The organism is Verrucomicrobiota bacterium (assembly GCA_027622555.1).
GTDB lineage: Bacteria > Verrucomicrobiota > Verrucomicrobiia > Opitutales > UBA2995 > UBA2995.
The window spans coordinates 1-25,666 of sequence record JAQBYJ010000081.1 but is presented as its reverse complement, the minus strand read 5'-3'; the positions used below and the strand labels follow the sequence as shown (position 1 = coordinate 25,666).

The window sequence follows — 25,666 nt, the reverse complement described above, 5'->3', positions numbered from 1 at the left end:
ACCATCCCGCACGGCTGTCCATTCCCGGCTTGTCAAAATCCCGTCGATCCTGTAAATCCTGTCAGAAATCGACCTGAGTAGTTACAATGAATCTACCTAAACACAGTCATTGCCAAGCCCGGATTTCTTTTGGCAAACTTGACTAACATTCACCCTATTTATGAAAAGTATTCTCTCATCATTGATTCTCCTCACATTTCTATCTGGTTTTACCGCGCTATGTGGATCAGATGCGAAATACCAGGTGTCTCGCCCTGAAATGGAATTCAAAATATTCCAATTTCCCCCTGACGCTATTCCGCGAATTGATGGAGAAACCTCCGATTGGGACATGGTCCCTGAAAGTTATGTGTATGATTCCTCATTCCTCAACGATACGGAAGATGGCCACGGGACCGACATTGATCGAAAGGATCTGGACGTGAAGGTCACTTTAGGTTGGGTGAAAGGATTGAACCGTATCTATGTTCGTTATGAAGCCTACGATGATTTTTGGGACTTCGGCAGGTTTAATCCCAGAGGTTATCTGAATGATATTTTCGAAATCGTGGTGGATGGGGATATGTCCGGTGGACCGTTTATTTTCAACCCGTTGGTTCAGACCAGTTGGTCACAGGATCCATCCTCGCCCAATACGGTTGAGAACTATACCCGCTTTGCCGGAAATCATGCTCAGAATTATCATATCTACACACCGCCGGTGAACAATGCCTGGGTCCTGGTCTGGGGAGGGCAGCCGTGGATCTCTGAGTTTCCTTATTCAAATGTAGCTTATGACTACGACTTCAAACATGGCGAAAGTGGAAAACTGATTATGGAATGTTGGATAACTCCTTACGACCACGCTCCTTTTGAAGGGCCCGAGAGAGCGGTAGAATCTCAACTTGTGGAAAATCAGTTGATCGGTTTTTCCTGGTCAATTCTGGATTTCGACGGAGACAAGCGCGATGGGCATTACAACCTGGCTCACAATGTGAACATGGTGAAGGATGCGTCTTACCTTTGCGCGTTCCGCCTGATGCCGATTGAGAAAGCACTTCAACCCGGCCTTTATGCCGAATGGAGTTTCCAGGTAATTGATATGACAGGAGGCAAAGTTGCTTTCCTGGATGAGTCGGTAGGGGAGGTAGACACTTTTAGATGGGACTTTGGTGACGGCCAAACCTCAGTTGAAAAGAACCCGATTCATGTTTTTACTGATAAAAACATCCGCAGGGTCATCACTCTTGAGGTCAACGGTCCAAAAGGCAGCTCCAAACGAACCCGTTACTGGGAAGTCCTTTTGAAATAAAGGAATCAGGATGTTTTAGGATAAGTAACCAATGATTGCTTTCACCGAATTCCACGAAGCCCAAAGAGAAAGTAAAAACAGGAACGCTAAAACTCCGTTTTCCCATAATTTGTTTTTATAAGTGGTCCCGATAAAGGCCTTGTTAGAGGTTATATACCAAATACTGCCTGATAGTACCGGTAATACTATTACGCCAGCTGCGTTAACAATAATGGTCAGTGCCACAAATCCTGGAGATCCTGGAAGCATCCAGATAAGCGGCGAAAATAGCGTCCATATTACGACTATCTTGTAGATGCGGGTTTGCTCAGGGGGGCGGTCGGACCTTTCTTTTCCTTTTCTCACCGAGTGTGCGTCTTCGACCAGATACCCAAATCCCAATGCGTCTCCAATAACGGAACTGAACAAAGCACCAAAGACGCCCAAGTACAATATGTTCTCTCCCAGGGGACCAAGAGCCACCTTCAGCAGGTTTGCAAGGTCGGCTATGGAATGAATCGTTGCGCCAGTAGGGTGGAGGATCTCAGCCCCGATGGTCCACACGGCAAGGTCAAGAATGATCAATACGCACACCCCGAACGCCAAATCATAGAGCTGTAGTTTCCTGTACTGTGGTCCGTGCCATTTCTTCTTTTTAATGAAGTAAGGATAAAAGAGATTGGTGATGGAACCTCCGACCGCACCGATGAGAGAAGTCACCACCAGCAAAACGCCAAATGAACCTTTGTCTTCAGGTACCGCAAATAACAATACACCTTTTACAGCTTCTACCGGACTGGGGCCACTCCACAGGGCAACTCCGATTAAGGAAATACTCAGCATGGCTAGGAAGATATAGAAAATGAATTCTATTCTGCTGAAAGCACCTTTGAACATAAGGAGAGCAGCGATACACATCCAGAATATTGCCCAGGCCCAGGGAGGTCCTCCGTTGAAAAGGGCACTACTTGCCTCACCAATTCCCTTTACAAAATAAGAGCCATAAAAGTGGCCCAATACAAAGGCCACTATGGTAATGAACACGGGCAATGCAGGATGAATACGTTGGAATCCCGCCATTACTGATTCATTGTGCTGATTGCAGAGTTGATATTTTGCCAGGATGGAAACAAAAATAAAGCGGACACAAAGCGCCAACATCATGGCCCACATTAAGGCGTATCCATAACTACCTCCGGCTACGGCTGCATCGACCAAATCACCGGCTCCCAACCAGGTAAGTGCAATGACAATTCCCGGACCCATGGACCGAACATACTGCCAAAAGGTTTTAGGTACTAGTGGAGGGCTTACGGAATCTGTCATCAGGGTAAAAAGTAAGAGAAGCTTCTGAAAACTGAACAACTCGATGGTTCTTCAGCGATGAACAAACAATGTGGTACTAAAGTGGATGAGTTGCCATCTCAAATTCCTTCGAACCTACGGTTGAAATCTGACTGAGCTATTCCTCGAGATGGCAAGCCGCTTCTGCTCCCGAACTCAAAGTCCGTAAGCGTGGTAGCTCGGTTTTGCAACGGGCTTCCGCAATAGGGCAACGAGGATGGAATGGGCATCCGGAGGGTGGGTGAATGGGTGAGGGGACATCACCTTCGAGGATGATTCGTTTTCGTTTCTGATCTGGATCCACCACGGGAACTGCCGAGAGGAGTGCTTGGGTGTAGGGGTGTTTGGGATTCTGACAAAGTTCTTTGGATTCTCCCGATTCTACGATACGGCCGAGATACATGACAAGAATGCGGCTACTGATGTGTTCAACCACCGCCAGGTCATGAGCAATAAATAGATAAGCCAACCCACGCTTTTTCTGAAGGTCTTTCAACAGGTTGACAATCTGCGCTTGAACCGAAACGTCGAGGGCGCTGACCGGTTCGTCGCATACAATTAGCTCAGGCCAACCACGATGGGTAGGGCCACTGCGTCCCCGCAGTGCCGTGCCGACGCCTTGCGCGTAGGCAGACAGTGCCGTGTATTTCCACTGTATTCGGCGGCGGTGCGGGGACGCACTCGCCCTACCACTTTGTCTGTCTGGGTTGAAAAAAAGTGGGAACGCGGTCATTTCTTATACCTTGGATCAATGACCTCCTGAAGGCCTTGCCCTAAAAGATTGAAGGCCACAACCGTAACAACGATGGCTAGGCCTGGAATGATCACGAGGTGCGGCGAAGTGAGAAAGTATGCTTGCCCCTCTGCGATCATCGAGCCCCAGAATGGGGCTGGTGGAGGTACTCCAACGCCCAGATAACCGAGGCCCTCTTCCAGCAGAATAGTGAAGGAGGTGTTCATCGCGGCCAGAACAATGATTGTAGGAAGCAGGTTCGGCAGAATATGAAGGAGGATCACTCTCCGGTCTGAAGCACCGAGCGACTGAGCGGCCAGAACAAATTCTCGTTCCTTGAGTGACAGGACCTGTGCTCGTACTACGCGCACCATGCCGGCCAGCACACGAGTCCAATGATTATAAATACGCTAACCAAACCCCGTTTCAGTTCGAGATCCAGTACATGCCATTCCAGTCCACTCGAATGCAGATGAATGATGCGCCCATCCATCAACGCGGCGAAGGCTATGGCAAGCAGAACGAACGGGATGGTCATATTGATCTCGGTGAGCCGCATCAGGAGCATATCCACTTTCCCGCCGTAAAAGCCCGCCAGCAATCCGAGAAGAACACCTCCAGCTAACGCCAATCGATTCGAAGCTAAAATACGCAGCGGTCCGGCAAGTTTAGGGGAATTGGAGGGAGAATCGTTGTCCATGAGGATTGAGTAAAGCGCAGGTGATTCCTAAATTTCTAGAGAAATCCAGCGGAGATTCAAGGCTGGATATTAGGGAAGGTTGCACCTGGGTGTGATTTTCCTGGGAACGCCAAGCCCCAGCTTGGCATTTGCAACATCGTTTCGCAGCTAAAGCAGCTACTCATATCATCTATGTAGTGGAGCTTGCTTCCGATAACCTAACTTGAAGGGCATTCTAATCGGGAGCAAGCTCCACTCCTACAGATGGCATACGTGATTCGTACTGTGATGTGTACTTTATGCCGCGATCTGGTAAGTCGTTGGGGTCGCGAACTACCGAGGCCTTAGCCGAGAGCGAAGCGAACAACATTTGCTCATACAAATTAGTCGGTTGGGCAGGGAGAAACTTGTCGAAAGCTCCGTGGCTATTTCGCAATCAATACCACCCAATCTTCCTTCGGATCTGATGGAGGGTTGCCCAATGCAACTTCTCCACCTGCCTTAACTGATTTGACTGATCCTCTGGAGAGTTTTCCACCTGTGCGTGGGTTGTACCAGGAAATGGAATACGTGCCCTTCGCTTCGCTTAGGTCGATTTTTGTTGTACCGCCTTCTAGAAGGTAAACCACGTAGACTTCGTCTTCACGCCCAAGGCAAAATCGAGTGTTACTGGCATCCAGATTGCCTACCAGCTCGTTGCGGTTACGCATGCGCCAGAAGGGAATGTTGTTGTCGTGGAAGAAGTTGATCGCGTAGCCGCAGTACTCCCAGCTCAGGTCACGACTGCGGAAGTCTTGAGCGAGAAGGTCGTTTTCAGGTAATTGATAACCGAAGTAGTATTCTACCCCCGCCCCACCAGCCATCAGGTTGCCCCAAAGCGTGTATTTGCGGATGTGATGAACATTGTATTTTCCGAAACTGTCATCGTTGCCCCAACCGTCAAATCCGTTGTATCCCGGATCGGGTGGGACTCCTTGGTTAGCCGGGTTTTGCTCATCGTTTGCTACAACCCAAGGTTTACCGGCTGCCTTGGAGGCTTCTACCCAGCGCAGGGTTTGTTTGTGAACGGCATGCCAGGGGTTTTGCAGTGAGGTGCCAGTCATGACTGATTTGTGACCGAGTAGGGAACGGTAAACCTGTTCCTGCTGACTGGGGAACGAGTGTATAACGATATTGTGGTCGTAGGGATCCATATTGAGGATGTACTCCGACATATCATTCTGCTCACGATAGGTTTGCGTGTTTTCTTCACCGAGGTTCCAGTTAAGTGCCAGGTTATGGCTGTAGCGTGCGATGAGCTCGCGGAGATAAAGTTTTCTCTCAGGGCCGAGTTTTCCGCCGTCCAACGATTCAGGTATGATGACCGCATCCTTTTGTGCACCGCGCCGATTGTCGTCGAGCTCGTTCTCCTGAAGTTTGAAGTGAAGATAAATGCCTTTGGCCTGAGCGTGTGAGAAGACGATACCCCATTGATCGAGTTTGGAAACGTCGTAGTGAAACTTGGTGTCGCGTTCTACAAATGGCCAAATGTTGTCTCCATCTCCGCCCGCATTGTAAGTTAGGAACGAGAATGCGTTTACACCTTTCGAGGCGAGGTAGTTCATCGCGCCGATGAGGTTCTTGCCCTTGCCGTTTTGCCAGGTGGGATCTCCTTTGCGGTAATCCTGAGCATGTGGGGCCCAGGTCTTTAATGGCACCTTGGCCTTGAGTGCGATGGTGTCATCGAAGTCGGTATAAGCCAAAATGGTTTCTGGCGCGTCAGGGCCCGCTTTCAGGAAAAAGTCTCCAGTGCCGGCAAAGCGCAGGTAGTGTCCGCCCACGTATTCAAGGCGACCTTTGCCGCGGAAGTCGGCACCGGTTTTGTCGGTCTCTTTAATGTCGAAGTAGCCATTTGCACCATGGTAGGGTTTTAGGTAAGTGTCGATAGCGGGGTCGAGGGCTGCTCCCTCTCCCTTTACGAATGAAACTCTGTAGCTCCAAGTGCCTGCCTTATCGGGAGAGAGGTGAGCACGCCATTGGTAACCGGCTTCTGCGGAAGTTTCTGCTGCGATTCCGTCACCTGCAAAATATCCTGGTACCGTATAAACAGGTACCCCCGACTCGTGGGCGAAGGTGACATACATGCTGTAGTCTGTAAATGGATTGGGTTTGTTATCGCGTTCGTGCGCCCAGGGTCCTCGCTGGGTCAAGGTCACCTTATGCCAGGTCTTCAATTCACCTGAAAGGGTAACTTTACCGTCTCCATCTTTACCACGGGGCTGAACCAGATCAGGTCCGGTTTGCTCGAATGTCTGTTGGGCGGCTGCTACAGCTTCAGCACGGCCAGGATCGACTTGACGAGTAGAGATGACGATTTTTTCCCAGCGACCGCGAGTGCTAGTGGTCTCGGTTGTGTAGTGGACTTGCGACTTTACCTCGATGATCTCGCCTTCGTTGATGGATACGTCACCCCAGACGGCTGTGTAGCGAGGACCGGTTTCGGTAGTTTGACTAGAAATGGGAGCGGTAAAGGTGCCAACAGATCTGCCACCAATCAGTATTTCGTAGTTTGAGGAGCCGTCGTTTTCGCCCACCGTGTGGAGCTCGACAGTGAATTTAGCGTTTCCGGCTGGAACAGTCGCTGTGGCTGAGGCGTTGCGGTGTCCCTTGTCTGGGTCGATGGCCAGCCACTTGCCTTGGTCTAGATAATAGTTGCTGCCTTCAAACGAGAAATCTTGTGCCTTCAGGACATACTCCGTTTGGGCCACAAGCCCACTGTTGGAGACAATTAAAAGAAGGGCGAACGAGAAGAGATGTCTTACTTTCATAAATAAAAAATAGGGAAATAGTGTTAAAACAACTGGTCTGACCATTTGGAGTTCTTACGGCAAGATCAAGCTTTGGTTGGCAATTTTTAAAGAAATGTTTCACGCTGCTTTTATGAACGTAAAAGAAGTAATGAAGGCGCTGTCTGACTATGGAAACGAGGGAACAAAGCGGGTGCATATCACGCATGGTGCCAGTGAACCTTTATTCGGGGTGAAAATAGGAGACATGAAGAAGCTCCTTAAGAAAGTCGGAAAGACCTACGAGCTGGCCAAGGACCTCTATGACACGGGCAATGGCGATGCCCGATACTTTGCTGCCTTGTCTGCCGATGAAACCCGTATGACGAAGGCCGATTTACGCAAATGGGCCCGTGTAGCCAATTGGTCGATGCTAAGCGAATACGCCGTAGCCCAGCTCACTGCTGAAACCAAGCACGGCTGGGAGCTCGGCTTGGAGTTTATTGAAGCTAAAAAAGAAAACGTCGCTTGCTGCGGTTGGTCGACTTTGAGTAATTGGATATCCTTTAGGCCTGATGCCGATGTGGATGTGACCGGAGTGAAAGAACTATTAAAGCGACTCGAAGGAACCATCCGGGATCAACCCAATCGGCTGCGTTTTACGATGTGCAATTTCGTTGTGGCAGCTGGTGCGTATGTGCCGGAACTCACCGAAGATTGCCTGGCCATGGGCAGACGCTTAAAGAGCCTCGAAGTCGCTCCAGCAAAAATAGGATGTTCTGTTCCAGAGATCGTTGAGGATATAACCAAAATCCAAAAAATGGGCCGAATCGGAAGGAAGCGGAAACGGGCACGGTGTTAACGCTTGGCGTTTATAAAGTTATAGTTTTCTTTGTCACTAGTTACGTTCCTGGAGGGCTAGATTTTGTGCACCCACGCAACCTTCGCGATTTCCACTGATAGAAATTTGTCTGAGTCGCCCGAAGCTTGGTAGCTTTATTCTGGTGGTGCTGTTTTATGGTCCAGTCTTCAGGTCCAGGCCCGGTCATAGGCGGAAATTATGCGGTCCATGATTGCGTCTTTTTCCGGGTCTGCCGCACCGCGCTGCGGGTCGGCGTCGAGCCAGGCTATACATTCGTGCACCCCTTGAGAAAAGGGCACGGTAGCTTTATAGTCAGGCACCAGTTCCTTGATCTTTGTGTTGTCGAAGACCACGCTGTAGGATTTGTCTCCCAGCAGGCTGGCGCCAGTGGCCGGGTCATGATGGTTGATAAAGTCCGATGGGATGTGGACCAAACGGGGTTCTGCGCCAGCGGCTTGGCCAATGATACCGTATATCTGGTTCCAGGTGAGGACCTCGTCGCTGGTGATCTGGAAAGCCTGTCCGATTGCCTTGGGTTGGCCCAGCAGTCCAACAAAGCCTTTGGCGAAATCGCTGTTGTGGGTCAGGACCCACAACGACTGGCCGTCGCCGTGAACAATCAGTTTTTTACCGGCCCGCAGCCTCGCCAGCACGGTTGGGCCGCCACCCATAACAGTGGGCAGCATGGTTGGTCCATAGGTGTGAGAAGGACGTACAATGGTTATGGGGAAACCCTCTTCGCGGTACTGGCGCACCAGGCGTTCCTCGCAGGCAATTTTTTTGCGTGAGTATTCCAGGAACGGATTAGCCAGGGGCGTGGCTTCGGTGATGGGGTAGTGGGTCGTGGGTTTCTGATAGGCCGATGCCGTGCTTATAAATATATACTGGTCGGTCTTGTCGCCGAAGAGCCGGATATCCTTCTCGATCTGGTCAACTTCGAAGGCAATCCAGTTCACCACTGCATCAAAGTGGTGGTCCTTCAGAAGGGCCGCGGCTTCTTCGGGCTGATTGATGTCACCTCGGATAAGCTGCACATCTTCGGGGATTTGCACTGGGCGCTCACCGCGATTGAAAAGGTATAGTTCAATTCCTCGTTGGGCGACGAGCTGTGTACAGGCGGTGCTGATGTTGCCGGTGCCTCCGATAAACAGGATCTTCATGTCACTGATAAGAGTTGGTCGATGTCGCGAGAATCTCGGTACTGTAATGTAGTATCGGACTTTGTATTGGGCGGAAGCTGCAGAGGGGTTTTTCCTCGCTGGCCCCAAGAGTTTCGTCGGGACGCTTGGATGGAGGAATGAATACTCGAAGAATAGACTTCATAATGGGATAGATTTTGACTGGCCGAATGTTCTCTTTTTTCAACGATTACTGATTAAGCTCTTATTGTGTGGTGAATGTCAATTTCCCGGGCAGCCTCCCCCATCTTTAAGAAGCTCTGAAAAGCTGGCTGTGAATTCTCCTTTTCCTCCTTGCTGAATCCGTTTCATCCCATCATATCACTCCTCATGAAATCAATGAAATGCGAGTTGCTGGTATGGTTAATATCCCTGTTTTTTGTAAGCGTTTCAGCGGAAAACGTAATGCTCAATTCAGAGAAGCTACTTGTTGACGACCCACTTACGGCCGAAACCTGGGAAACTCATTGGAAACCTCTTGTCGGAACCTGGAAATGGGATGGCGATTCCATCAAGAGCGTCGAAATACTTGAGCAGAATCATCACGCAGGTGCCGGACGAATAGAACCGATGACGTCTGGAGTTCTCGAACTGGAATTTCGCATGGATGATTCCAGGCAACTTCAATTTGGCTACGACTACTATACCGAAGAAAAAAAGGACCATATGATGAGAGCCGTCATCGAACCCAATGGCCTGTCGGCTCGAGCAGGTAAAGGCTGGGCCAAAGAAACGGAAATGAAATACTTCGGTACAAAAGTCCCCATGACTTTTCAGCCGGGCCAATGGTACCATGGCAAAATTGAGTTTCATAAGGATCACCTGATTGTTCACATAAACAACAAAATGGTTTTTTACGGTGTTGCTCTGATCAGCCAGGAGGCTCCCAAGAATCGGATTACGCTCACCGCCAGAGGCACTGCTTCGTACCGCAACCTAAAGCTTTGATCCGGAACACCAAAACCCAATTGGGAAAAGACCAGAAAAACCTTGGCCAGGAAATTTATTTTCCCCCAACCGAAAATCTAGAAGAGGGAGCGGCGAGAGCAGAATCTCAAGCCACAAGGAATGCCATTATTGTGCACCGTTTGTTTCCAGTTTAAGAAAATCGAAAATATCTTTGATAAAAACGGAAGGCTAGGGTGTCTCAGCTTAGTTATGGACTCAAACAAGGAGTAATGCCGCCCGAATATTCAGAACAAAGCCGTTGGTTTTCCGAGAATCTACTTCCTCACGAACAGATGCTCCGGGCTTGGCTGCGGAGTCGATTCTCCGCTCAGTTGGATGTGGATGATGTGATTCAGGAGAGTTACCTACGGATTTTACAGGCTCATAAAAAGAAACCAGTCAAAACACCCAAGGCGTTTCTATTCGCGACTGCGCGCAATATTGCCCTGAACATGGTTCGCGCTTCAACTGTCCGTGGGGCGGGAGACTTCAAGACGGTGGATGACTTGGACCTCTTGGATGATGGAGAAGCGATCCAGGAAACCGTTGCCCGAAACCAGGAATTGGAATCCTTGACCACAGCTATTCAATCCCTACCCCAAAAATGCCGCCAGGTGTTTACTCTGTGTAAAGTCTACGGGATGTCTCCCAAGGAAATTTCCGAAGAACTCAATCTGTCTCTCCCTACCATCTACCGCCAGTTGTCCATAGGAGTGGATAAGTGTGCAGATTTCATGCAAAGCCAAGGCCATTTTAGAATATCATGAGTAAGGGAAATAAAGATTCCGAAGATTCGAGAAGGGCTCGTATTAAACAAGAAGCATCCGATTGGGTGATCAAGCAGAGCTTTGGGTTAACTGCCGAAGAGCAGGACGCATTTTTCGAGTGGTTGGCCGCCGATTCCGAGCACGCCGAATTTTATGCAACCCGTCAAAAAACCTGGAAGCACCTCGACATCCTGGCTGACTGGAGGCCCGAGCATAGTCTAAAGCCAAACCCCGATTTGTTGGATGTAGCGACTCAAAGCCAAAATCGATGGGGCAAGTTCATCCGCCTTTCTTTCGCAACAGCCGCTGTTCTTACACTTGGATCTGTTTTATGGTTTTCCGTGCTGGATGATGCTTTTTCAACTCCTAAGAGACTTTCATTAGGTGAGTTTGCCCGCGGCTATGAAAGACATGTGCTTGCGGATGGTTCGACCGTCGAGTTGAACCTGGGGTCACAGGCTTCCGTCAAGTTCGATAAATCGTATCGTCGTGTGACACTTGAATCCGGCGAAGCGCACTTCACCATAGCAAAGGACGTGAATCGTCCCTTTGTGGTGATGGCAAACGGCGTTTCTGTGCAAGCAGTTGGAACTATTTTTAATGTACGTATCAGCGAAGAATCGGTTGATGTACTCGTGACCGAAGGCCGGGTAAGAGTTGACTCAAGAAATTTCGGCGAGCCTGTCGATGAGCTTGTGCCGCTTGAAGAAACCATTCAGGAATTAACCGCCGGTCAGAACACGATCATCAACCTGAAAGAAGAGGTGCCTATGACGATTGTTCAAACGCTTTCAGCGGCCGAACTTGAGACCAAACTCACCTGGTTGAAACAAGTCATCAATTTTGACGCGGCTCCCTTGTCGGATATCGTTTTTGAGTTTAACCGACGCAACTATCGAAAAATCGTAATCGAAGATCCCTCTATTGAGGGTACCAGGTTGTCCGTAACCATACGGCCAAATAATATTGATGACTTTGTTGAACTCCTGGAGCTCACTTCGAATATTCGGGCCGAGAGAATTGACAATTCTGTGATCATTCTACGATCCAAATAGAGTGTTTTCTTGCATTACTCTTTTCCTAACATTTCACCTGAGAAAATAATTCTGTATTCTTTTCATAAAAACTAAATCCCGGCGTGTCTCTGGAGAAGTTAATCACTTCTCTAATGCCACCCGACTTCAGAACACTACAAGCATGCAATGATGTTGTTCCGTTGGAACCGCAAGGCGCTCCTCATGGTGGTGGGAGTGCAACTGTTTTATACTTCGGTACAGGCCGCCGAAGATGGCGTGCGTTCGTACAAAATTCGCTCGGGGATGGCGGAGGAAACTTTAAAAATCGCGGCGGAGCAAGGCCGCATGGAGCTGGTTTACTCACCGGAAATAGTAGTTGGTATTCGAACCCAGGCTCTCAAAGGGAAATACCCGGCTCAACAGGCTTTGGAACAGATGTTAGAGCACACCCCACTCGTGGTCGTCCCGGTTAGCGAAGGGAAAGCATTCGGTATTATTATGAGTTCCGAGGATGAAGGTCCTGGACTGCTCATTCCCGAGCCCTCCGCTAAAATAGAAACAACACTCACTTCCCAAACTGACATGAATTTACTTAATAAAGCTAATACAACTAGACAAAACAATTGGTTAAAAACACTCACTGCCGTCTTAACGATAGGAATTGTCGGCGGACAAGATCAACTCGCGGCTCAAGAAGCAGACGAAGAAAACAAAGTCTATGACCTTAGTCCCTTCACAGTTGATGCAACTGAAGACACCGGATACGTAGCCACAGCCACACTCGCCGGAACACGTGTTCGCACCGACCTCAAGGATCTAGGCGCCGCCATCAGTGTCTATACGCAGGAGTTTATGGAAGATACCGCAGCTACCGACGCCGCTACTTTGCTTTCCTACACTTCAAATACGGAAGTTGGCGGAAACCAGGGAAACTTTTCAGGTGCCGAAGCTGACCTGGATAACGGCGGTCGTTTCATGCAATCTGACGCGAGAACCAATCCACAACTCAACCAACGTATTCGTGGTCTCGGTCGAGCGGACTTAACACGGGGATTATTCCTGACAGACATCCCATTCGACAGTTTTAACACAGATCGCGTCACAGTGAGCCGTGGACCCAATTCATTACTTTTTGGTATTGGCAGTCCGGGTGGCGTCATCGAGAACTCCACCAAACAAGCGATTCATAATAGTGATTTTGGAGAATTGGGCCTTCGATTTGACAACTATGGTAGTTGGAGAGCTGAGTTCGACTATAACAAAAGTATCATTGAAGACCGTGTGGCTCTACGGATTTCGTTTCTTGATGAAAATCAAGAATTTAAACAGGAGCCTGCCTTCGAAAACCAAATTCGCTTATACGCAGCATTGGATATGGTGCTTTTTGAAAATAAAAACAATGAATGGCTTGATGCTACAAAGTTGCGGATTAATCGCGAAATTGGCGACCAAGACGGTTCACCGGTTGAAATTATTCCTCCTTCTGTCGCTTACCACGGATGGTTTGAACCTACACCGGCCAATATACAGCAATACTCCGGGATTGCGCCACCACCCATGGTGGTATCGCCAAGCGAGGGTGGAAGCTGGCAGTTTCAGGAGACCTATAATCCCTACGCAATTAGATCGGAAAAAGGCATCAACACCAACTCGCACCAGAGTTGGTTTCGTTGGATCGCCGCTCTCTGGGATGACAACCAAAACCCAACTGCCAATTTAGGTACGGGTGACGGCCTTCAAGGCTACCAGAGTTTGATGACCTGGGCAGCTAAAAGGGGAGATACTCTGGACAGCACCGGTCTGGCGGGAACCCCGGGAGTAGTCGCCGCTTTTGGAGCCGATGCACCAGGAACCATGCCTATCAATTCATATATTGACTTTCATTCCAACAGTCCCTATTCGGAACCCTTCGCCATCGGTTTTGCGGTGCCGACCATCCAAAACAGAGATGTTTTCGACTACCGGAACAAGATCTATTCCGGAGGAGTCGACCGGGTGGAACGTGAATTTGACGCAACAAACTTCGCACTGGACCAAAGTTTCTTTAACAATAAACTGGCTGTGGAAATTGCCTTGGACAAACAACACTACGAATCCTACCAGGACTTCCTGTTCACGGGTAGTGGCGGAACAAGTACCACAGGTCCCTACGATCTATATGTTAGCATAGTAGAGTACCTCCCCGATGGCCGACCGAACCCAAACCTGGGCCGGGCATACACACGGGTAGGTCGTCCGGAAACACGCTTTGCAGAAATCAACCGGGAAACCTTTCGGATTACCGCCTTTGGCGAGTTAGACCTTACGGATAAAGATGGCTTACTCAAATGGCTGGGAAGACACCGCATAACCGGACTCTATAACGATCATCAACGGGACAATCATAGCATCAACCGAAGGGAAGCCTGGGTGAGTAATGAATTCGATGTGCGCGCAGCTGTACAGCAACCCACTCTGAATGGAGCACGAAGCACAGCGGCCTATGTATTTTTCTCAAGCGATTCATTGTTGGGAGTACAATCCCTGGATGATGTTCGCATTAACCAGATCAATGTCCCACGTCCTAAACCGGGAGACTCGTATAACGTAATTTATACCGACACCAGCTCAGCCAATAGAGCCGTTTCTGAAAGGACACTTAAAACAGGTCATGTTCAGGTTGAGCGGTACGTAAATGATGAGGGCATTAGCCAAACCAACATCGAAGCCAAAGCCTTCGCTTGGCAGAGTTATTTGTTTAATGAGAATATTGTAGGCCTTTACGGATACCGTGAAGACGACGTGGAAGTCTTTTCCAGGGCTACCGATTCTGAACTCGAGGCATTGGGCATCGATATTGATTCCCGTGACAGCCTTGGACGATGGAACCCACAATATACCAGACTTTCCAAGACCCCGGCCGATCAACAAACCGGCGATACCACCACCTGGAGTATCGTTGCGCGTTATCCTGAGGATCTTCTGGGAGATCTTCCCGCAGGAATGGACATTCAGTTACATTACTCGGAATCGGAGAATTTCAACCCGGTGGGACTTAGAAACAATGCGCTGGGTCAAGCAGTTGGCCAACCAACCGGCACAACCGAGGAGTATGGTTTTCTGGTAGGATTTGCCGAAAACAAATTCATCGTAAAAGCGAACTGGTACACTACGGCTCTAAACGACGTCGACGCAGGTCCGCGTGTCAATGTGGCCAGTGAAGCGTATGGCCGTATCAACAGCTACCGCAACGCCGATCTTATCGGTAGGACTTTTGATAATCAGTTGGTGACAGTCACAGGTGATCCGGCGGCTTTTCCAATCCAGGACTATGAGACTTTTTATACCACGGCTCTAAACGCGGTTCCCTCGGAAATCCGCGCCATCGTAAATCCACGCAAGGTGGACAATGAATTGAATGATGGCATTTGGGACCAAATTGAGTGGGACAATGTACCAAACCTCAGGTCCTTTCAAGACCGTGTAGCCGAAGGGTTTGAAGTGGAATTGGTGGCCAATCCAACTCCCGGTTGGCGTATTATGGCCAACATCAGTCAACAGGAAACCGTTGCGAGTAACACAGCTTCAAAAATGTCCGCTGTCGTGGAAGCATATACCACAAATCTGCAGAGCACTCGACTCGGTGAATTGAGGAGGGATGCCTCCGGCGATGTGGCGACTCGTACAACAGAATCGATATGGCTTTCCGAAAGTGTGGCCGAAGTTCGCGGCGCGAAGGCCTTGGACGGCACCAAATCAAATGAACAGCGTGAGTGGCGCTATACCGTTGTAAGCACCTACCGGTTTATGGAAGGCAAGTTAAGGGGCTTTTCTGTTGGAGGCGCCGCACGTTGGGAGAGCAAGGCGGCCACCGGCTATGTCTTTGAATTGGAACCGGAATCCGGAGTTCCCATTCCCGTTGTCAACAAACCCTTCTTCGATGACGGACTTTTCAATGGCGACCTGTGGGTTGGTTATGAAAAAAAGCTCACTGACAAAATCGACTGGAGAGTGCAGCTAAACGTTCGCAATGCATTTGGCGATAACGACGACATTCCCGTGAAGACGAATCCGGACGGCCAGGTGGCGGTTATCCGAATTCCGAATCCAAGAACGATTTATTTGAGCAATACTTTTAAGTTCTAGTTAGTAGTTTTGAGATTTGTTCGGTCCGGGAGCGTTACTTGATTTCGCTCCCGGGCCTTTTTTTTTTGAAAACGGGCCGGGTTAATTGAATCGCAACCGGGTTCATTCCTCGAAGCTTGCTTCGTTGCTGACTTTTGCGCTTCATCAAGCCCCAAAGCGCGAAGCGTTTGTTTGCCGTGATGCCTCGCTGCCGCTTCGGCAGTCGACGAAGTCGAGAGCTTGTCAAAGATCCTGAGCTAGTCGAAGGGCTCCGGGGTGGCAAACAAAGGGTGCAGATATTCACTACGATTTATTTCGCCCAACTGGGGAACGTATCGATGGCATCACCTGTAAGATAAGGAAAAAGTAAATACACAGCCAAAAAAGTGAACCCTATGGCTACAAAGTTAAGCACAATTCCGGTTCGCGCCATTTCAACAATACGAATGCGGTTGCTTCCGAAGACAACCGCGTTCGGAGGGGTTGCCACCGGCATCATGAAAGCCATGGATGCAGTGATTGTGGCAGATACCGCAAACAATAAAGGATGAACCGAAATACTCACTGCCCAACTGCCGAGTATGGGTAGGAGCATCGACAAGGTTGCGACATTCGAAGTCAATTCGGTCAAAAAAGTAACGCATAAACAAATAAGTATAACCAATACAAATACGTTCACAGCACCGAGCGAAGCGAAGGTATTGCCAATGTATTGGGATAAACCACTGGCAGAAAATCCAGCGGCTAAAGCAAAGCCACCGCCAAAAAGCAGGATTATGTCCCAGGGTATTTTCGTAAACACATCGCCCTGAAGAATTCTTCCAGACGGTTCACCTTGTTTCGAAGGGATAAAAAACAACAACATACTCAAGGCAATCGCGATCGTGCCATCATCGACAAAGCTAAATGCATTACTCAGACCAGACCACCCGGGAATGGTAAATATACCCAGAACCAGGTCTTTTCGAAATGTCCACAAAATGACAGTGGATAGAAAAACTGAGAGGACAACTTTCTCTTCATATTTCATGGCTCCCATTTGCTTCAGCTCACGGTGTATAACCGAACGATCAAGAACCAGGCCTTTGTCGAAACGGCATAGGAGCTTGGTAAGTAAAAGCCAAACAACCAAAAGCAGCGTGATCGAATAAGGCAGACCAATAATTAACCACTGTCCAAAGGCGATCGGTGGTGCTTCGGGAAATGTCTCCGAAAAGATTCTAACAAATGCCAGGTTGGTTGGAGTTCCCACTAATGTTGCAACACCACCGATGGAACATCCATAGGCAATCCCCAACATTATGGCAATCGTTAGGCTGTGGGACTTCGTTTCGCCGAACTCCTCTTCAATTTTTGTCACTATGGCTAAACCAATGGGAAGCATCATAACAGCTGTAGCCGTGTTGGAAATCCACATGGATAGAAAGGCTGAAGCCGCCATAAACCCAAACACCATGAAGTCCGCCCGTTTACCGATCGCGTAAATAATCGTAAGGGCAATCCGCCGGTGCAGATTCCATCGTTGCATCGACAATGCCAAAAGAAATCCTCCGATAAACAGAAACACAATCGGACTCACATAGGATTTCGCTACATCCGCACCTGACAAAATACTGAACAAAGGAAGTGCCACAATGGGGATTAATGCAGTCACTGCCAATGGAACCGCTTCTGTTAACCACAGGATGGCCATCAACGCTGCAACCGCCGCCATACTACCCACTTGAGGATTATCCGGTTCGGGGTTAAAGAAAAGCACCAACAATGCGAATACCGATAATCCCGTAATTATTCCTAATTTTTTCCAGGGTAAGTGAGTCATAATTTTAAAAGCCATTTTCCTAACTTCCAATCGATTCCAGAATTTGAAGATAATCTTTCACGCTTTCATAGCCGTGTTCAAGGAGGTATGAAAATCACAATCCAGCTTCTTGGACAACATTAAGTACCCTTTCGGAACAACTTTAAGAACCTTGATATTGTCCCTGTAGTAGATGACACTCAGCTAACTAATCCCCAAACCTTTGAGCTAACTTACTTAACGGGTAGGTAACTCCAATTATTCGATACACATGACATTTCGACTTAAAAATCCCCTAACATGGACCATCTTTTTTGTGCTCTCTTACTCAGAGTCCGTACTTGCGAACCAACATTCTGGGACGGCGGGGAAGCCCAACATCATCGTGGTGTTTATCGATGATATGGGTTGGGGGGATTTTTCGTGCTTTGGAAATACGGAAGCTTCGACACCGAACATCGATCGACTCGCATCTGAAGGCATCGCCTTTGAACAATTCTATGTTAACTCGCCGATTTGTTCGCCGTCGCGGGTGGCTATTTCAACCGGTCAATATCCGCAAAGGTGGGGCATAAATTCTTATCTCAACAATCGAAAATCCAATGAGGAAAGAGGGATTCGTGACTGGCTTGATCTCGAAGCACCCATGCTGGCCCGTATCCTCCACGATGCAGGTTATGCGACAGGTCATTTTGGCAAATGGCACATGGGCGGTCAGAGGGATGTGCATGAAGCGCCGCTTATAACCGAGTATGGTTTTGATGAGTCCATTACCAACTTCGAAGGACTTGGCGCCCGAATACTTCCCTTGAAATACTCACCGGGGAACCAACCTCCGGTTCAGCACAACCTGGGTTCAGACAGTCTGGGTCACGGCCCGGTAATCTGGCATGACCGTGCGTTCGTTACCGAGAAGTTTACGGAAGCAGCAGTAACGTTTGCCAAAGCAGCTTCCGCGAGAGACCAACCCTTCTACCTCAACCTATGGCCGGATGATGTGCATACACCCATGCATCCACCTCTGGAAAAATGGGGCGATGGTGCCGACCGCCATCTATATTTGAAAGTGCTCGAAACTATGGACGAACAACTCAGTGTTCTTTTTAACCTGGTCCATAACGATAAAAAATTACGCGAGAATACTGTCATCGTGGTATGTTCTGACAACGGACCAGAGGTGGGATTTGGTTCAGCCGGTCATTTGCGTGGCCACAAGGCCACTTTATTCGAAGGCGGTATCCGGTCATCCCTGATTGTATGGTCCCCTGGCCAAATCAATAAATCTTCGATGGGCAAACGAAACACCGACTCCGTTTTTTCAGCCATCGATCTCGCACCATCCCTTCTTTCAATAGCCGGCGTTTCATCCGACGCAGCCTTTGATGGAGAAAACCTGAAAGACACGATTATTGGACAATCGACTGCTTCACGCTCCCGGCCATTGTTCTTCCGTCGTCCTCCAGACCGCGAAGACTTCCGTCACTATAAAGGCTTACCCGATCTGGCGGTAAGGGACGGAAACTGGAAATTGCTTTGCGATTACGCAGGCACCAACCCCGAACTCTATGATTTAAGCAAGGATCCATCTGAAACAACAAACGTAGTTTCAGAAAACTCTCTCATCGCCGGTAAGTTAACCCACGCCGTCCTGAGCTGGAATGCATCCATGCCCCAAGACAACGGCCTGAAACTCGGTCGCATGACTCGGGAACAATAAATCATGATCCTCTTCTAATCGATTAAGAATGGAAGACTCGTGGATTGGTCCTGCAATTCGCATCGCATATTTTATTGTAGGAAAACTTGTTAGCGACTCGTATGACCAAGATGTTCGAGGTCGCGAACAAGTTTGCTCCTACATATCCAGCACCCTTTCCTGGAGTAAATGCCAATCACTGACGATCTTGGCGCATATTCCTGCCCTTCAGCTACCGACCTCGAACCAAGCATCGGGGAACAATCATTTTAAATTACACCCGCGAATAGCTCCAACGAGTTCAATTATCTTCGCTTGACCCCTGCGGCTTTTCAGTGCTTTTATTTCAGCAGAAAGGCTACCCTAATGCCTAAAATATCCCAACTTCTAGTGCGCTATGAATAGACGCGTTTTTCTTAAATCTTCTTTCGCCACCCTGGCACTACCGGCCCTGGAATCGGTTTCCTCCGCCCTACCGTCAACTACCGTAAGACTTGCCACTGTCGAAGCTCCAAAACGCATGGTGTGTATCGGCAATTCGTTCGGCATGTATCCCGAAAAATTCTTTCCCAGGGAGGACGGACCGAACTACCCCATGACCCATTTGCTTTCTCCACTGGAAAAGCATAGAAAAGACTTCACCGTATTCTCTAACCTGGACCACGACATCAAAGGCGGTCACTTCTCGGTCCACTCCTTTTTGAGCGGAGTAAAAATGGGCGATGCTAAGGGTATGCCTGAGGGAAACATCAGCATTGATCAAAGAGCCGCCGAACATGTCGGCGCAGAAACGCGGTTCCCTTCCTTGACCATTGGCTCGGAGGACGGATTACATGGTGGTTGCCACATGTGCTGGACTCGAACCGGCGTCCGCGTTCCGCCAATCCCAGGACCCAAGGAGCTGTTTAGAAAACTGTTTATCAATGTGGATGCAGCAGCCCAGAAAGAAGCCGCCGACAATTTCAAAATGAGAGGTACCATTCTCGATGCCGTGCACGATGAGGCCAAGAGCCTTGAACGTCGTTTGAATGGTCAGGACAGGGAGAAATTGGACGAATATTTCACTTCCGTTCGCGATGTGGAAACCAACCTTGAATTGGACAAACGTTGGTCGAGTGTTTCGAAACCGGAAGCACCCTTTCCTGAACCGCAAGACCGTAGCCTGGTTGAGGATATCCCGGTACTCTACGATTTGATTGCGATAGCATTGAAGACCGATTCCACCCGAGTCGCTTCCTTCGAAATGGCTGGCACGGGATTCGACACCTCTTTTTTTGGTTTTAATTCCGGCTATCATTCCTTGTCGCACCACGGCCAGAAGCCAGACAGCATCGAAAAGCTGGTGGAAATAGAGTTCTATCAAATGCAGCAGCTCTCACGCTTTATAGATAAGCTAAAATCCATCCGCGAGCCGGATTCAAACGGTAGTTTACTTGACAGTTCAATGGTCCTGTTCGGCAGTGGCATGGGAAATGCGAATGCGCACGTAAACACAGATCTTCCCATCATCCTGGCTGGCGGCGGTTTCAAGCTGGGAGAGCACAAACGTTATCCAACCGAACGTATCAAACGTGTCCCACTTTGTAATTTGTATCTTTCCATGCTACAGAAGTTCGGCGTTGAGACCGAAACCTTCGGGACAAGTTCGGGAACGCTTTCAGGCCTGAAAGTTGCATGAACATAAGACTGGCGGTTTTAGTCGGTAGCCTCATTGGCTGCTCCTCCCTGATTGCAGAAGAAGATACCAAAGCGTTTAACGATCACATCCGTCCGTTTCTCGAAGAGTACTGCATAAAGTGCCACGGACCGGACAAACAGAAAGGGGAAAGACGATTCGATACCTTGGCGTATCCTATTTCCGACGACAATGCGTTAATCGATTTCCAGGACATGTTGGACTTGCTGAACCTCGGCGATATGCCTCCGGAAGACGAGGAACAACCGAGCTCAGATCAAAGACAGGCTATTGTTGATTGGTTAACTCAGGAGGTGAACAAAGCCTATGAGTCGAGGAGCTTTACGGGCGGCGAAACCGTCCTCAGGCGTTTGAATCACCGGGAGTACCTCAATACGATTAACGACCTTTTCCAAATGGACATGAGCATGTTCGATCCTACCGAATCCTTTCCGGGTGAGCGTTTGGTTGAGCATCAGGATAATATTGGCGATACACTTATTACTTCTGGTTATTTGCTAAACCGCTATGTCGATGCCGCAGATCAAATTGTAGAAAAAGCCCTACCCTTTCAGGATAAACCCGAGCCGCAGACCTGGAACTTCAAAGGTGGATTCCAACAACAGCCGGAGCTCAACAAGCGACATATGGTCGCCCATGGTCAGCGCTACCTGAATATTTATGAAGGACCCAATACGGTTCGGAGATTTGGTGCCTACGCGCCTTTGTATGAGTTTGTGGATGGAGTTCCAGAAGGAGGCGTTTATAAAATACGGACGCTGGCTGAAGCAGTTAACCGATACCATTCATTCAATAGGAAAAAAGTTCAAAATGACCCGGACGAGCCCATGATGATGCGAGTCATTCCAGCAAACAAACGATTCGGTTATTTACACATGCCACAACCCTTCGCGCCGGATCTGGGCACCTTCGCGCTTTCGGACGACGGGCCAGCCTGGTATGAAACGGAAGCCTGGCTGGATAAAGGCTTTGCACCGCGATATAACTACCTAAACGGCTCCATGGATATTCGACCAGGATTTCGGGAAGTCGCGAACCTGGTCATTAAAAATGCGGACCCCGCTATTCCTCCCAAGGACCTCGATGAGGATTATATGGCCGTTGCGATTAAGCACGGAGTTATTCCACACATACGTATTCACGAGGTTGAAGTGAGCGGACCCTTTTATCCTGAGTGGCCAACACGCACCTGGATGACAATTGTCGGGGAAGAAGTATTTAATCCAAAAAAAACACGCCATATCCTTCAAGTCTTCGCCAGCCGGGCTTATCGCAAACCGGCCAGCAGAGATGAGGTGAACCGGTTGATGCGCGTCGTTGAAGCAAGGGTCGATCAGGGAAGCTCCGGATTCGAAGCCATGAAGGATGGGCTGAAAGCCGTTTTGATTTCACCGGCATTTCTTTACCTGGAGGAAGAGAAACAAAAATCAAAGACAGAGCGCTTGGGCGACTTCGGTCTGGCTTCCAGACTGTCCTATTTTCTTTGGGGATCATTGCCCGACCAGGAACTTTTGGATCTGGCCAAGCGCAAACGCCTAAGCAGACCTTCTGTTTTGAAATCTCAAATGGATCGCATGCTGAAGGATCCGCGATCAGATCGGTTTATCTCCGGATTCCTGGATAGCTGGCTGACACTAAGAAGTTTAGGCGACGCCCCACCCGATAGGAACAAGTTTGAAGTGTATTACGCAGAAAACCTGGAAGACGCTATGCGAATGGAAACGGAGATGTTTACTCGCAATGCTCTCAAAGAAAACTTAAACATCAGCTGTTTCCTCGATTCGGACTTCACGTTTGTAAATGAAGCTCTCGCTGAAATTTACGGAATCGATGGAATAGAGGGTGATAACTTTAGAAGGATTGAACTGAACGATCCAAGGCGTGGCGGCTTACTTGGACAGGCGAGCATTTTAACGGTGACCGCCAATGGAGTGGATACCTCTCCGGTGCTAAGAGGAGTCTGGTTATTGGAGAATTTGCTTGGAACGCCTCCTTCCCCGCCACCGCCTGATGTCGAACCATTGGATCCCGATATACGAGGCGCGGAATCCATTCGCGACCAATTGAACAAGCACCGTGAAACCCAGGCCTGTTACGAGTGCCACCGCAAAATCGATCCCCTGGGATTCGCGTTGGAAAACTTTGATCCGATAGGCCGTTGGCGCTCGAAGTACGATGATCGCATTGAAATTGATGCCTCGGGCCAGCTTCCAAGTGGAGAATCTTTCAATGACATTGTTGAATTTAAGAAGGCTATGCTCGAGAAGAAGGATGCATTCACCAGAGCATTAACAAAAAAAATGCTCTCCTACGCTCTCGGTCGCCGCCTGGAAATTTCCGATCGCCCCGAAATTGATTCCATCCTGGAAACGCTGGAGGAAAATGGAGACGGATTTCGCGATCTGGTTTATTTGATTATTTCGAGCGAGTCGTTTGCCAGCCCGTAGCAAAGAGCCTCACCGAACAATGGTCCTGGAGTAACGCAGGCATCCTACTTGATGCGCACCGAGGCAAGATGCCTCATCTTTATACACAATTTTGTAGTGAGGTCACAAATCCGACACTATGATTTTGTTAGTAATGATTCTGTCTTTTTTCTTAACAGAATAATGGGTACAGAATCATATTTGTTCTGAAGCCTTTGAAGGAGTCGCAGGACCATTGTGTAGGTGCCGATTTGCTCGAAACACTTTGCACTCTCGGTACTCTTTAGAACCGTGAACACGGCCATGGCTAAACCAATCATTTTCACAGATTTCCGGAATTAACCTCCCCGAGGCAAGCATCAAGGTATCGGAAATACAAGAACAAGCTCTTTTCTCTTTTGCTCGCAAGAGTCCAGCGAACATCGTTGGTATTCGATTCGCGACCAAGGTCATTCCTACAGCTACTTTCGCATGTCAAAATGCAGGAGCCAGCTTGTATTCCTTGAGCTTGTCGAAGTGGCTGGCGATCTCCGCGATTTCAATTTTTCCCTTCAGTCATCGGTCTCGACGCAAGCTTCAGGGAATAACATGTTCAAATTGGTGGTAACTAAGGCACTTTAAAATATGTAGAAGCGGTTTCAACCGCGAAACGTAATATAGAAGAGTCGCGGTTAAAACCCCTCCTACAAAATAGAACGGCTCCCTCGGCGATGGAGTCCTACCTGGCACTATTGGACTATTCCATAAACGGACCTAAGAATTATCTTCCACTATGCTCGGATACAGATCGCTGAACAATAACCATTGATCATTTTTTAGATTCGGATCGTTGGATCGGGCAATATTCAAGCTGATCTGAAGTTTCTTAAGCGCCGTATCGAATCGGCTTTTGGTGCATCCGAGCTCAGCCATTACTACCTTCCTAAGATCTCCGGTAAACCAGGGTTCGACACGAATGTACTCAAAGGCGGCTTGAGCAACAGAATCCAACTCGGACACCGGCGTGAATGTTTTTGGATAGTGCTCGGTGCGCAGATATTCCATGTCCATCAAGACCGCATCGCCACCCGGAATTTTTCCATAAAACACATCATCCGGAAAGGTATTGGGAATTTCGTTCTTCCAACCCCATACAGCGACAATCTTAGGACTCCATCCACCCTCTTTAGGCTTGTCCTCGGAAAGATCAACATTGTCCCACAATGAAGAGTGAGGTGATCCCTTGCTTCCAAAGATCGACACAATCTTTTTCTCAAACACAAATTCGCAGGCTTCTTCAAAGGATTTAATCATGACATACGAATTGATTGAATAAACCATTTTCTCAAGGTTTCACTGTAGCTACTTAGATAAAGCCGATCGAACAAAAAGCACGACCGCCTATCAAAAAGCTCTCTCTCGACAAAACTGCATTTCAAGATACAGTAAAATTCAATTTCTCATCCCCAACTATTTCACGCGTTTAAATTAGCGCACTTTTTGCTTATGAAACATTACATTTGGGGACTCCTCCTCATCACATCTAATATGCCAGGGGCTGACCTCGTCTGGGACGATGAAGGAAAAATATTTGGCGTAGACAGTGATCGCTGGAATATTAAGGAAAACTGGTCGGGCGATAGGCTACCGACTGCCGGCGATAACGTAAGTATCCTGAGTAAAGGACCGGTTGAGTTATTCAATAACAGTGCCGAAGTAAACACTATCCTATGCAAGGTCCCATTGAACCTGGGTGATACCTTAACCGTCGGAAGCTCAGGCACATTCGAGAACTCCATTATCGCGGGAGCACTTGGGAGAATTCGAGCAAATGGACCTGTGACTTTTGAAGGAAATAATTCACTCAACACAACTACGTTGGATGGAAACTCAAAATTTATAAACAAAGGAACACTCACCTTTGGTACACGCGGCATTGCCTTTGCAACAATTTTTGAAAACGAGGGGGTTTTTTCGTTAGTTTCAGGAAATACAAACCTTGGTTTATTCAAAAATAAGTTGGGTGCTTTCTTCAACTTTGGTGCCAAGGGGAATGTAGGCAGTTCGACGATTTTCACCAATGAGGGTACCATGAGAAAAGATAACCCCGAGGAGGACGCTCAATTTCTGGGAGACTTTATCCAAAAAGGCCTCGGGATCCTCGAGATAGGAACAGGAGCCCAGCTCACCCTGGGAGGAGCGACTACGGAAATCTCGGGCGATATCAAAGTGGATGGAACCCTTATAATAAATCAAATAACAGGGAGATCTCCAAATCATTCTTTCAAAGATTTGTTCGGAATTAAGGGAAATGGAACCATCCAACAACTAGTTAGACCCTGTTCGAAAAGCCTTCCGGAAGGAAGGTTTTCTTTTTTTTGGTTCGTAGTTCAGGCTTGAGG

The 25,666-nt window shown here is 48.6% G+C and carries 15 protein-coding genes and 2 pseudogenes; 10 read left to right on the top strand and 7 right to left on the bottom strand.

Translation table 11 applies throughout. The features are described 5' to 3' along the window. The first annotated feature begins 160 nt into the window (after positions 1-160). Positions 161-1,291: a PKD domain-containing protein gene (locus tag O3C43_18155; protein ID MDA1068413.1), complete on the top strand. Its 1,131-nt coding sequence runs from the start codon at positions 161-163 to the stop codon at positions 1,289-1,291. Between the two features lie 15 nt (positions 1,292-1,306). Here O3C43_18155 and O3C43_18150 read toward each other — a convergent pair whose 3' ends face one another. From O3C43_18150 to O3C43_18135, 4 genes and pseudogenes are all read right to left on the bottom strand, one after another. After that, complete coding sequence (locus tag O3C43_18150) at positions 1,307-2,596, bottom strand: divalent metal cation transporter (GenBank protein MDA1068412.1); 1,290 nt, start codon at positions 2,594-2,596, stop codon at positions 1,307-1,309. 136 nt (positions 2,597-2,732) lie between these two features. Then, a pseudogene (locus tag O3C43_18145) lies at positions 2,733-3,182 on the bottom strand (ABC transporter ATP-binding protein). 161 nt (positions 3,183-3,343) lie between these two features. Next, positions 3,344-3,906, bottom strand: a pseudogene (locus O3C43_18140) (ABC transporter permease). Positions 3,907-4,451: 545 nt separating this feature from the next. Next, a complete protein-coding gene (locus O3C43_18135) occupies positions 4,452-6,833 on the bottom strand; it encodes a DUF5060 domain-containing protein (protein ID MDA1068411.1) in 2,382 nt (793 codons plus the stop codon). A gap of 112 nt (positions 6,834-6,945) precedes the next feature. Here O3C43_18135 and O3C43_18130 point away from each other — a divergent pair, with 112 nt between their 5' ends. Beyond that, entirely contained in the window at positions 6,946-7,653 is a 708-nt protein-coding gene (locus tag O3C43_18130; protein MDA1068410.1) for a DNA alkylation repair protein, read from the top strand. A gap of 167 nt (positions 7,654-7,820) precedes the next feature. On the opposite strand, the gene O3C43_18125 is transcribed toward O3C43_18130, so the two are convergent. Then, positions 7,821-8,813, bottom strand: coding sequence for an SDR family oxidoreductase (locus O3C43_18125; protein ID MDA1068409.1), 993 nt, complete (start codon positions 8,811-8,813; stop codon positions 7,821-7,823). Between the two features lie 348 nt (positions 8,814-9,161). Between O3C43_18125 and O3C43_18120 the strand changes: the two genes are divergently transcribed. The 4 genes from O3C43_18120 (at position 9,162) to O3C43_18105 (ending at position 15,687) form a co-directional block, all read left to right on the top strand. Beyond that, positions 9,162-9,779, top strand: a complete 618-nt coding sequence (locus O3C43_18120) for a DUF1080 domain-containing protein (GenBank protein MDA1068408.1) — start codon at positions 9,162-9,164, stop codon at positions 9,777-9,779. A 230-nt stretch (positions 9,780-10,009) separates the two neighbouring features. After that, on the top strand, positions 10,010-10,546 hold the full coding sequence (locus tag O3C43_18115; protein ID MDA1068407.1) for an RNA polymerase sigma factor: 537 nt from the start codon (positions 10,010-10,012) through the stop codon (positions 10,544-10,546). Next, positions 10,543-11,601: a FecR domain-containing protein gene (locus tag O3C43_18110; protein ID MDA1068406.1), complete on the top strand. Its 1,059-nt coding sequence runs from the start codon at positions 10,543-10,545 to the stop codon at positions 11,599-11,601. Before O3C43_18115 ends, O3C43_18110 begins: the two co-directional genes overlap by 4 nt. Before the next feature lie 147 nt (positions 11,602-11,748). Beyond that, positions 11,749-15,687: a TonB-dependent receptor gene (locus tag O3C43_18105; GenBank protein MDA1068405.1), complete on the top strand. Its 3,939-nt coding sequence runs from the start codon at positions 11,749-11,751 to the stop codon at positions 15,685-15,687. Positions 15,688-15,976: 289 nt separating this feature from the next. Here the strand turns inward: O3C43_18105 and O3C43_18100 are convergent, their stop codons facing one another. Next, a complete protein-coding gene (locus O3C43_18100; GenBank protein ID MDA1068404.1) occupies positions 15,977-17,503 on the bottom strand; it encodes an SLC13 family permease in 1,527 nt (508 codons plus the stop codon). A 235-nt stretch (positions 17,504-17,738) separates the two neighbouring features. Between O3C43_18100 and O3C43_18095 the strand changes: the two genes are divergently transcribed. The 3 genes from O3C43_18095 (at position 17,739) to O3C43_18085 (ending at position 23,306) form a co-directional block, all read left to right on the top strand. Next, positions 17,739-19,184 (top strand): sulfatase-like hydrolase/transferase, encoded by a 1,446-nt coding sequence (locus O3C43_18095; protein MDA1068403.1) that lies wholly within the window; start codon positions 17,739-17,741, stop codon positions 19,182-19,184. 376 nt (positions 19,185-19,560) lie between these two features. Further along, complete coding sequence (locus O3C43_18090) at positions 19,561-20,841, top strand: DUF1552 domain-containing protein (GenBank protein MDA1068402.1); 1,281 nt, start codon at positions 19,561-19,563, stop codon at positions 20,839-20,841. Further along, complete coding sequence (locus O3C43_18085; protein MDA1068401.1) at positions 20,838-23,306, top strand: DUF1592 domain-containing protein; 2,469 nt, start codon at positions 20,838-20,840, stop codon at positions 23,304-23,306. The genes O3C43_18090 and O3C43_18085 overlap by 4 nt, the downstream gene beginning before the upstream one ends. A 732-nt stretch (positions 23,307-24,038) precedes the next feature. On the opposite strand, the gene O3C43_18080 is transcribed toward O3C43_18085, so the two are convergent. Then, a complete protein-coding gene (locus O3C43_18080) occupies positions 24,039-24,578 on the bottom strand; it encodes a hypothetical protein (protein ID MDA1068400.1) in 540 nt (179 codons plus the stop codon). Between the two features lie 192 nt (positions 24,579-24,770). On the opposite strand from O3C43_18080, the gene O3C43_18075 reads away from it, so the two are divergent. Continuing rightward, a complete protein-coding gene (locus tag O3C43_18075) occupies positions 24,771-25,664 on the top strand; it encodes a hypothetical protein (GenBank protein ID MDA1068399.1) in 894 nt (297 codons plus the stop codon). Positions 25,665-25,666 lie beyond the last annotated feature (2 nt).

Coding starts and splice junctions, on each gene's coding strand:
- O3C43_18095 (MDA1068403.1), top strand. CDS start 17,739: ATGACATTTCGACTTAAAAATCCCCTAACATGGACCATCTTTTTTGTG.
- O3C43_18100 (MDA1068404.1), bottom strand. CDS start 17,503: ATGGCTTTTAAAATTATGACTCACTTACCCTGGAAAAAATTAGGAATA.
- O3C43_18105 (MDA1068405.1), top strand. CDS start 11,749: ATGATGTTGTTCCGTTGGAACCGCAAGGCGCTCCTCATGGTGGTGGGA.
- O3C43_18125 (MDA1068409.1), bottom strand. CDS start 8,813: ATGAAGATCCTGTTTATCGGAGGCACCGGCAACATCAGCACCGCCTGT.
- O3C43_18110 (MDA1068406.1), top strand. CDS start 10,543: ATGAGTAAGGGAAATAAAGATTCCGAAGATTCGAGAAGGGCTCGTATT.
- O3C43_18130 (MDA1068410.1), top strand. CDS start 6,946: ATGAACGTAAAAGAAGTAATGAAGGCGCTGTCTGACTATGGAAACGAG.
- O3C43_18155 (MDA1068413.1), top strand. CDS start 161: ATGAAAAGTATTCTCTCATCATTGATTCTCCTCACATTTCTATCTGGT.
- O3C43_18090 (MDA1068402.1), top strand. CDS start 19,561: ATGAATAGACGCGTTTTTCTTAAATCTTCTTTCGCCACCCTGGCACTA.
- O3C43_18075 (MDA1068399.1), top strand. CDS start 24,771: ATGAAACATTACATTTGGGGACTCCTCCTCATCACATCTAATATGCCA.
- O3C43_18115 (MDA1068407.1), top strand. CDS start 10,010: ATGCCGCCCGAATATTCAGAACAAAGCCGTTGGTTTTCCGAGAATCTA.
- O3C43_18080 (MDA1068400.1), bottom strand. CDS start 24,578: ATGATTAAATCCTTTGAAGAAGCCTGCGAATTTGTGTTTGAGAAAAAG.
- O3C43_18120 (MDA1068408.1), top strand. CDS start 9,162: ATGAAATCAATGAAATGCGAGTTGCTGGTATGGTTAATATCCCTGTTT.
- O3C43_18085 (MDA1068401.1), top strand. CDS start 20,838: ATGAACATAAGACTGGCGGTTTTAGTCGGTAGCCTCATTGGCTGCTCC.
- O3C43_18135 (MDA1068411.1), bottom strand. CDS start 6,833: ATGAAAGTAAGACATCTCTTCTCGTTCGCCCTTCTTTTAATTGTCTCC.
- O3C43_18150 (MDA1068412.1), bottom strand. CDS start 2,596: ATGACAGATTCCGTAAGCCCTCCACTAGTACCTAAAACCTTTTGGCAG.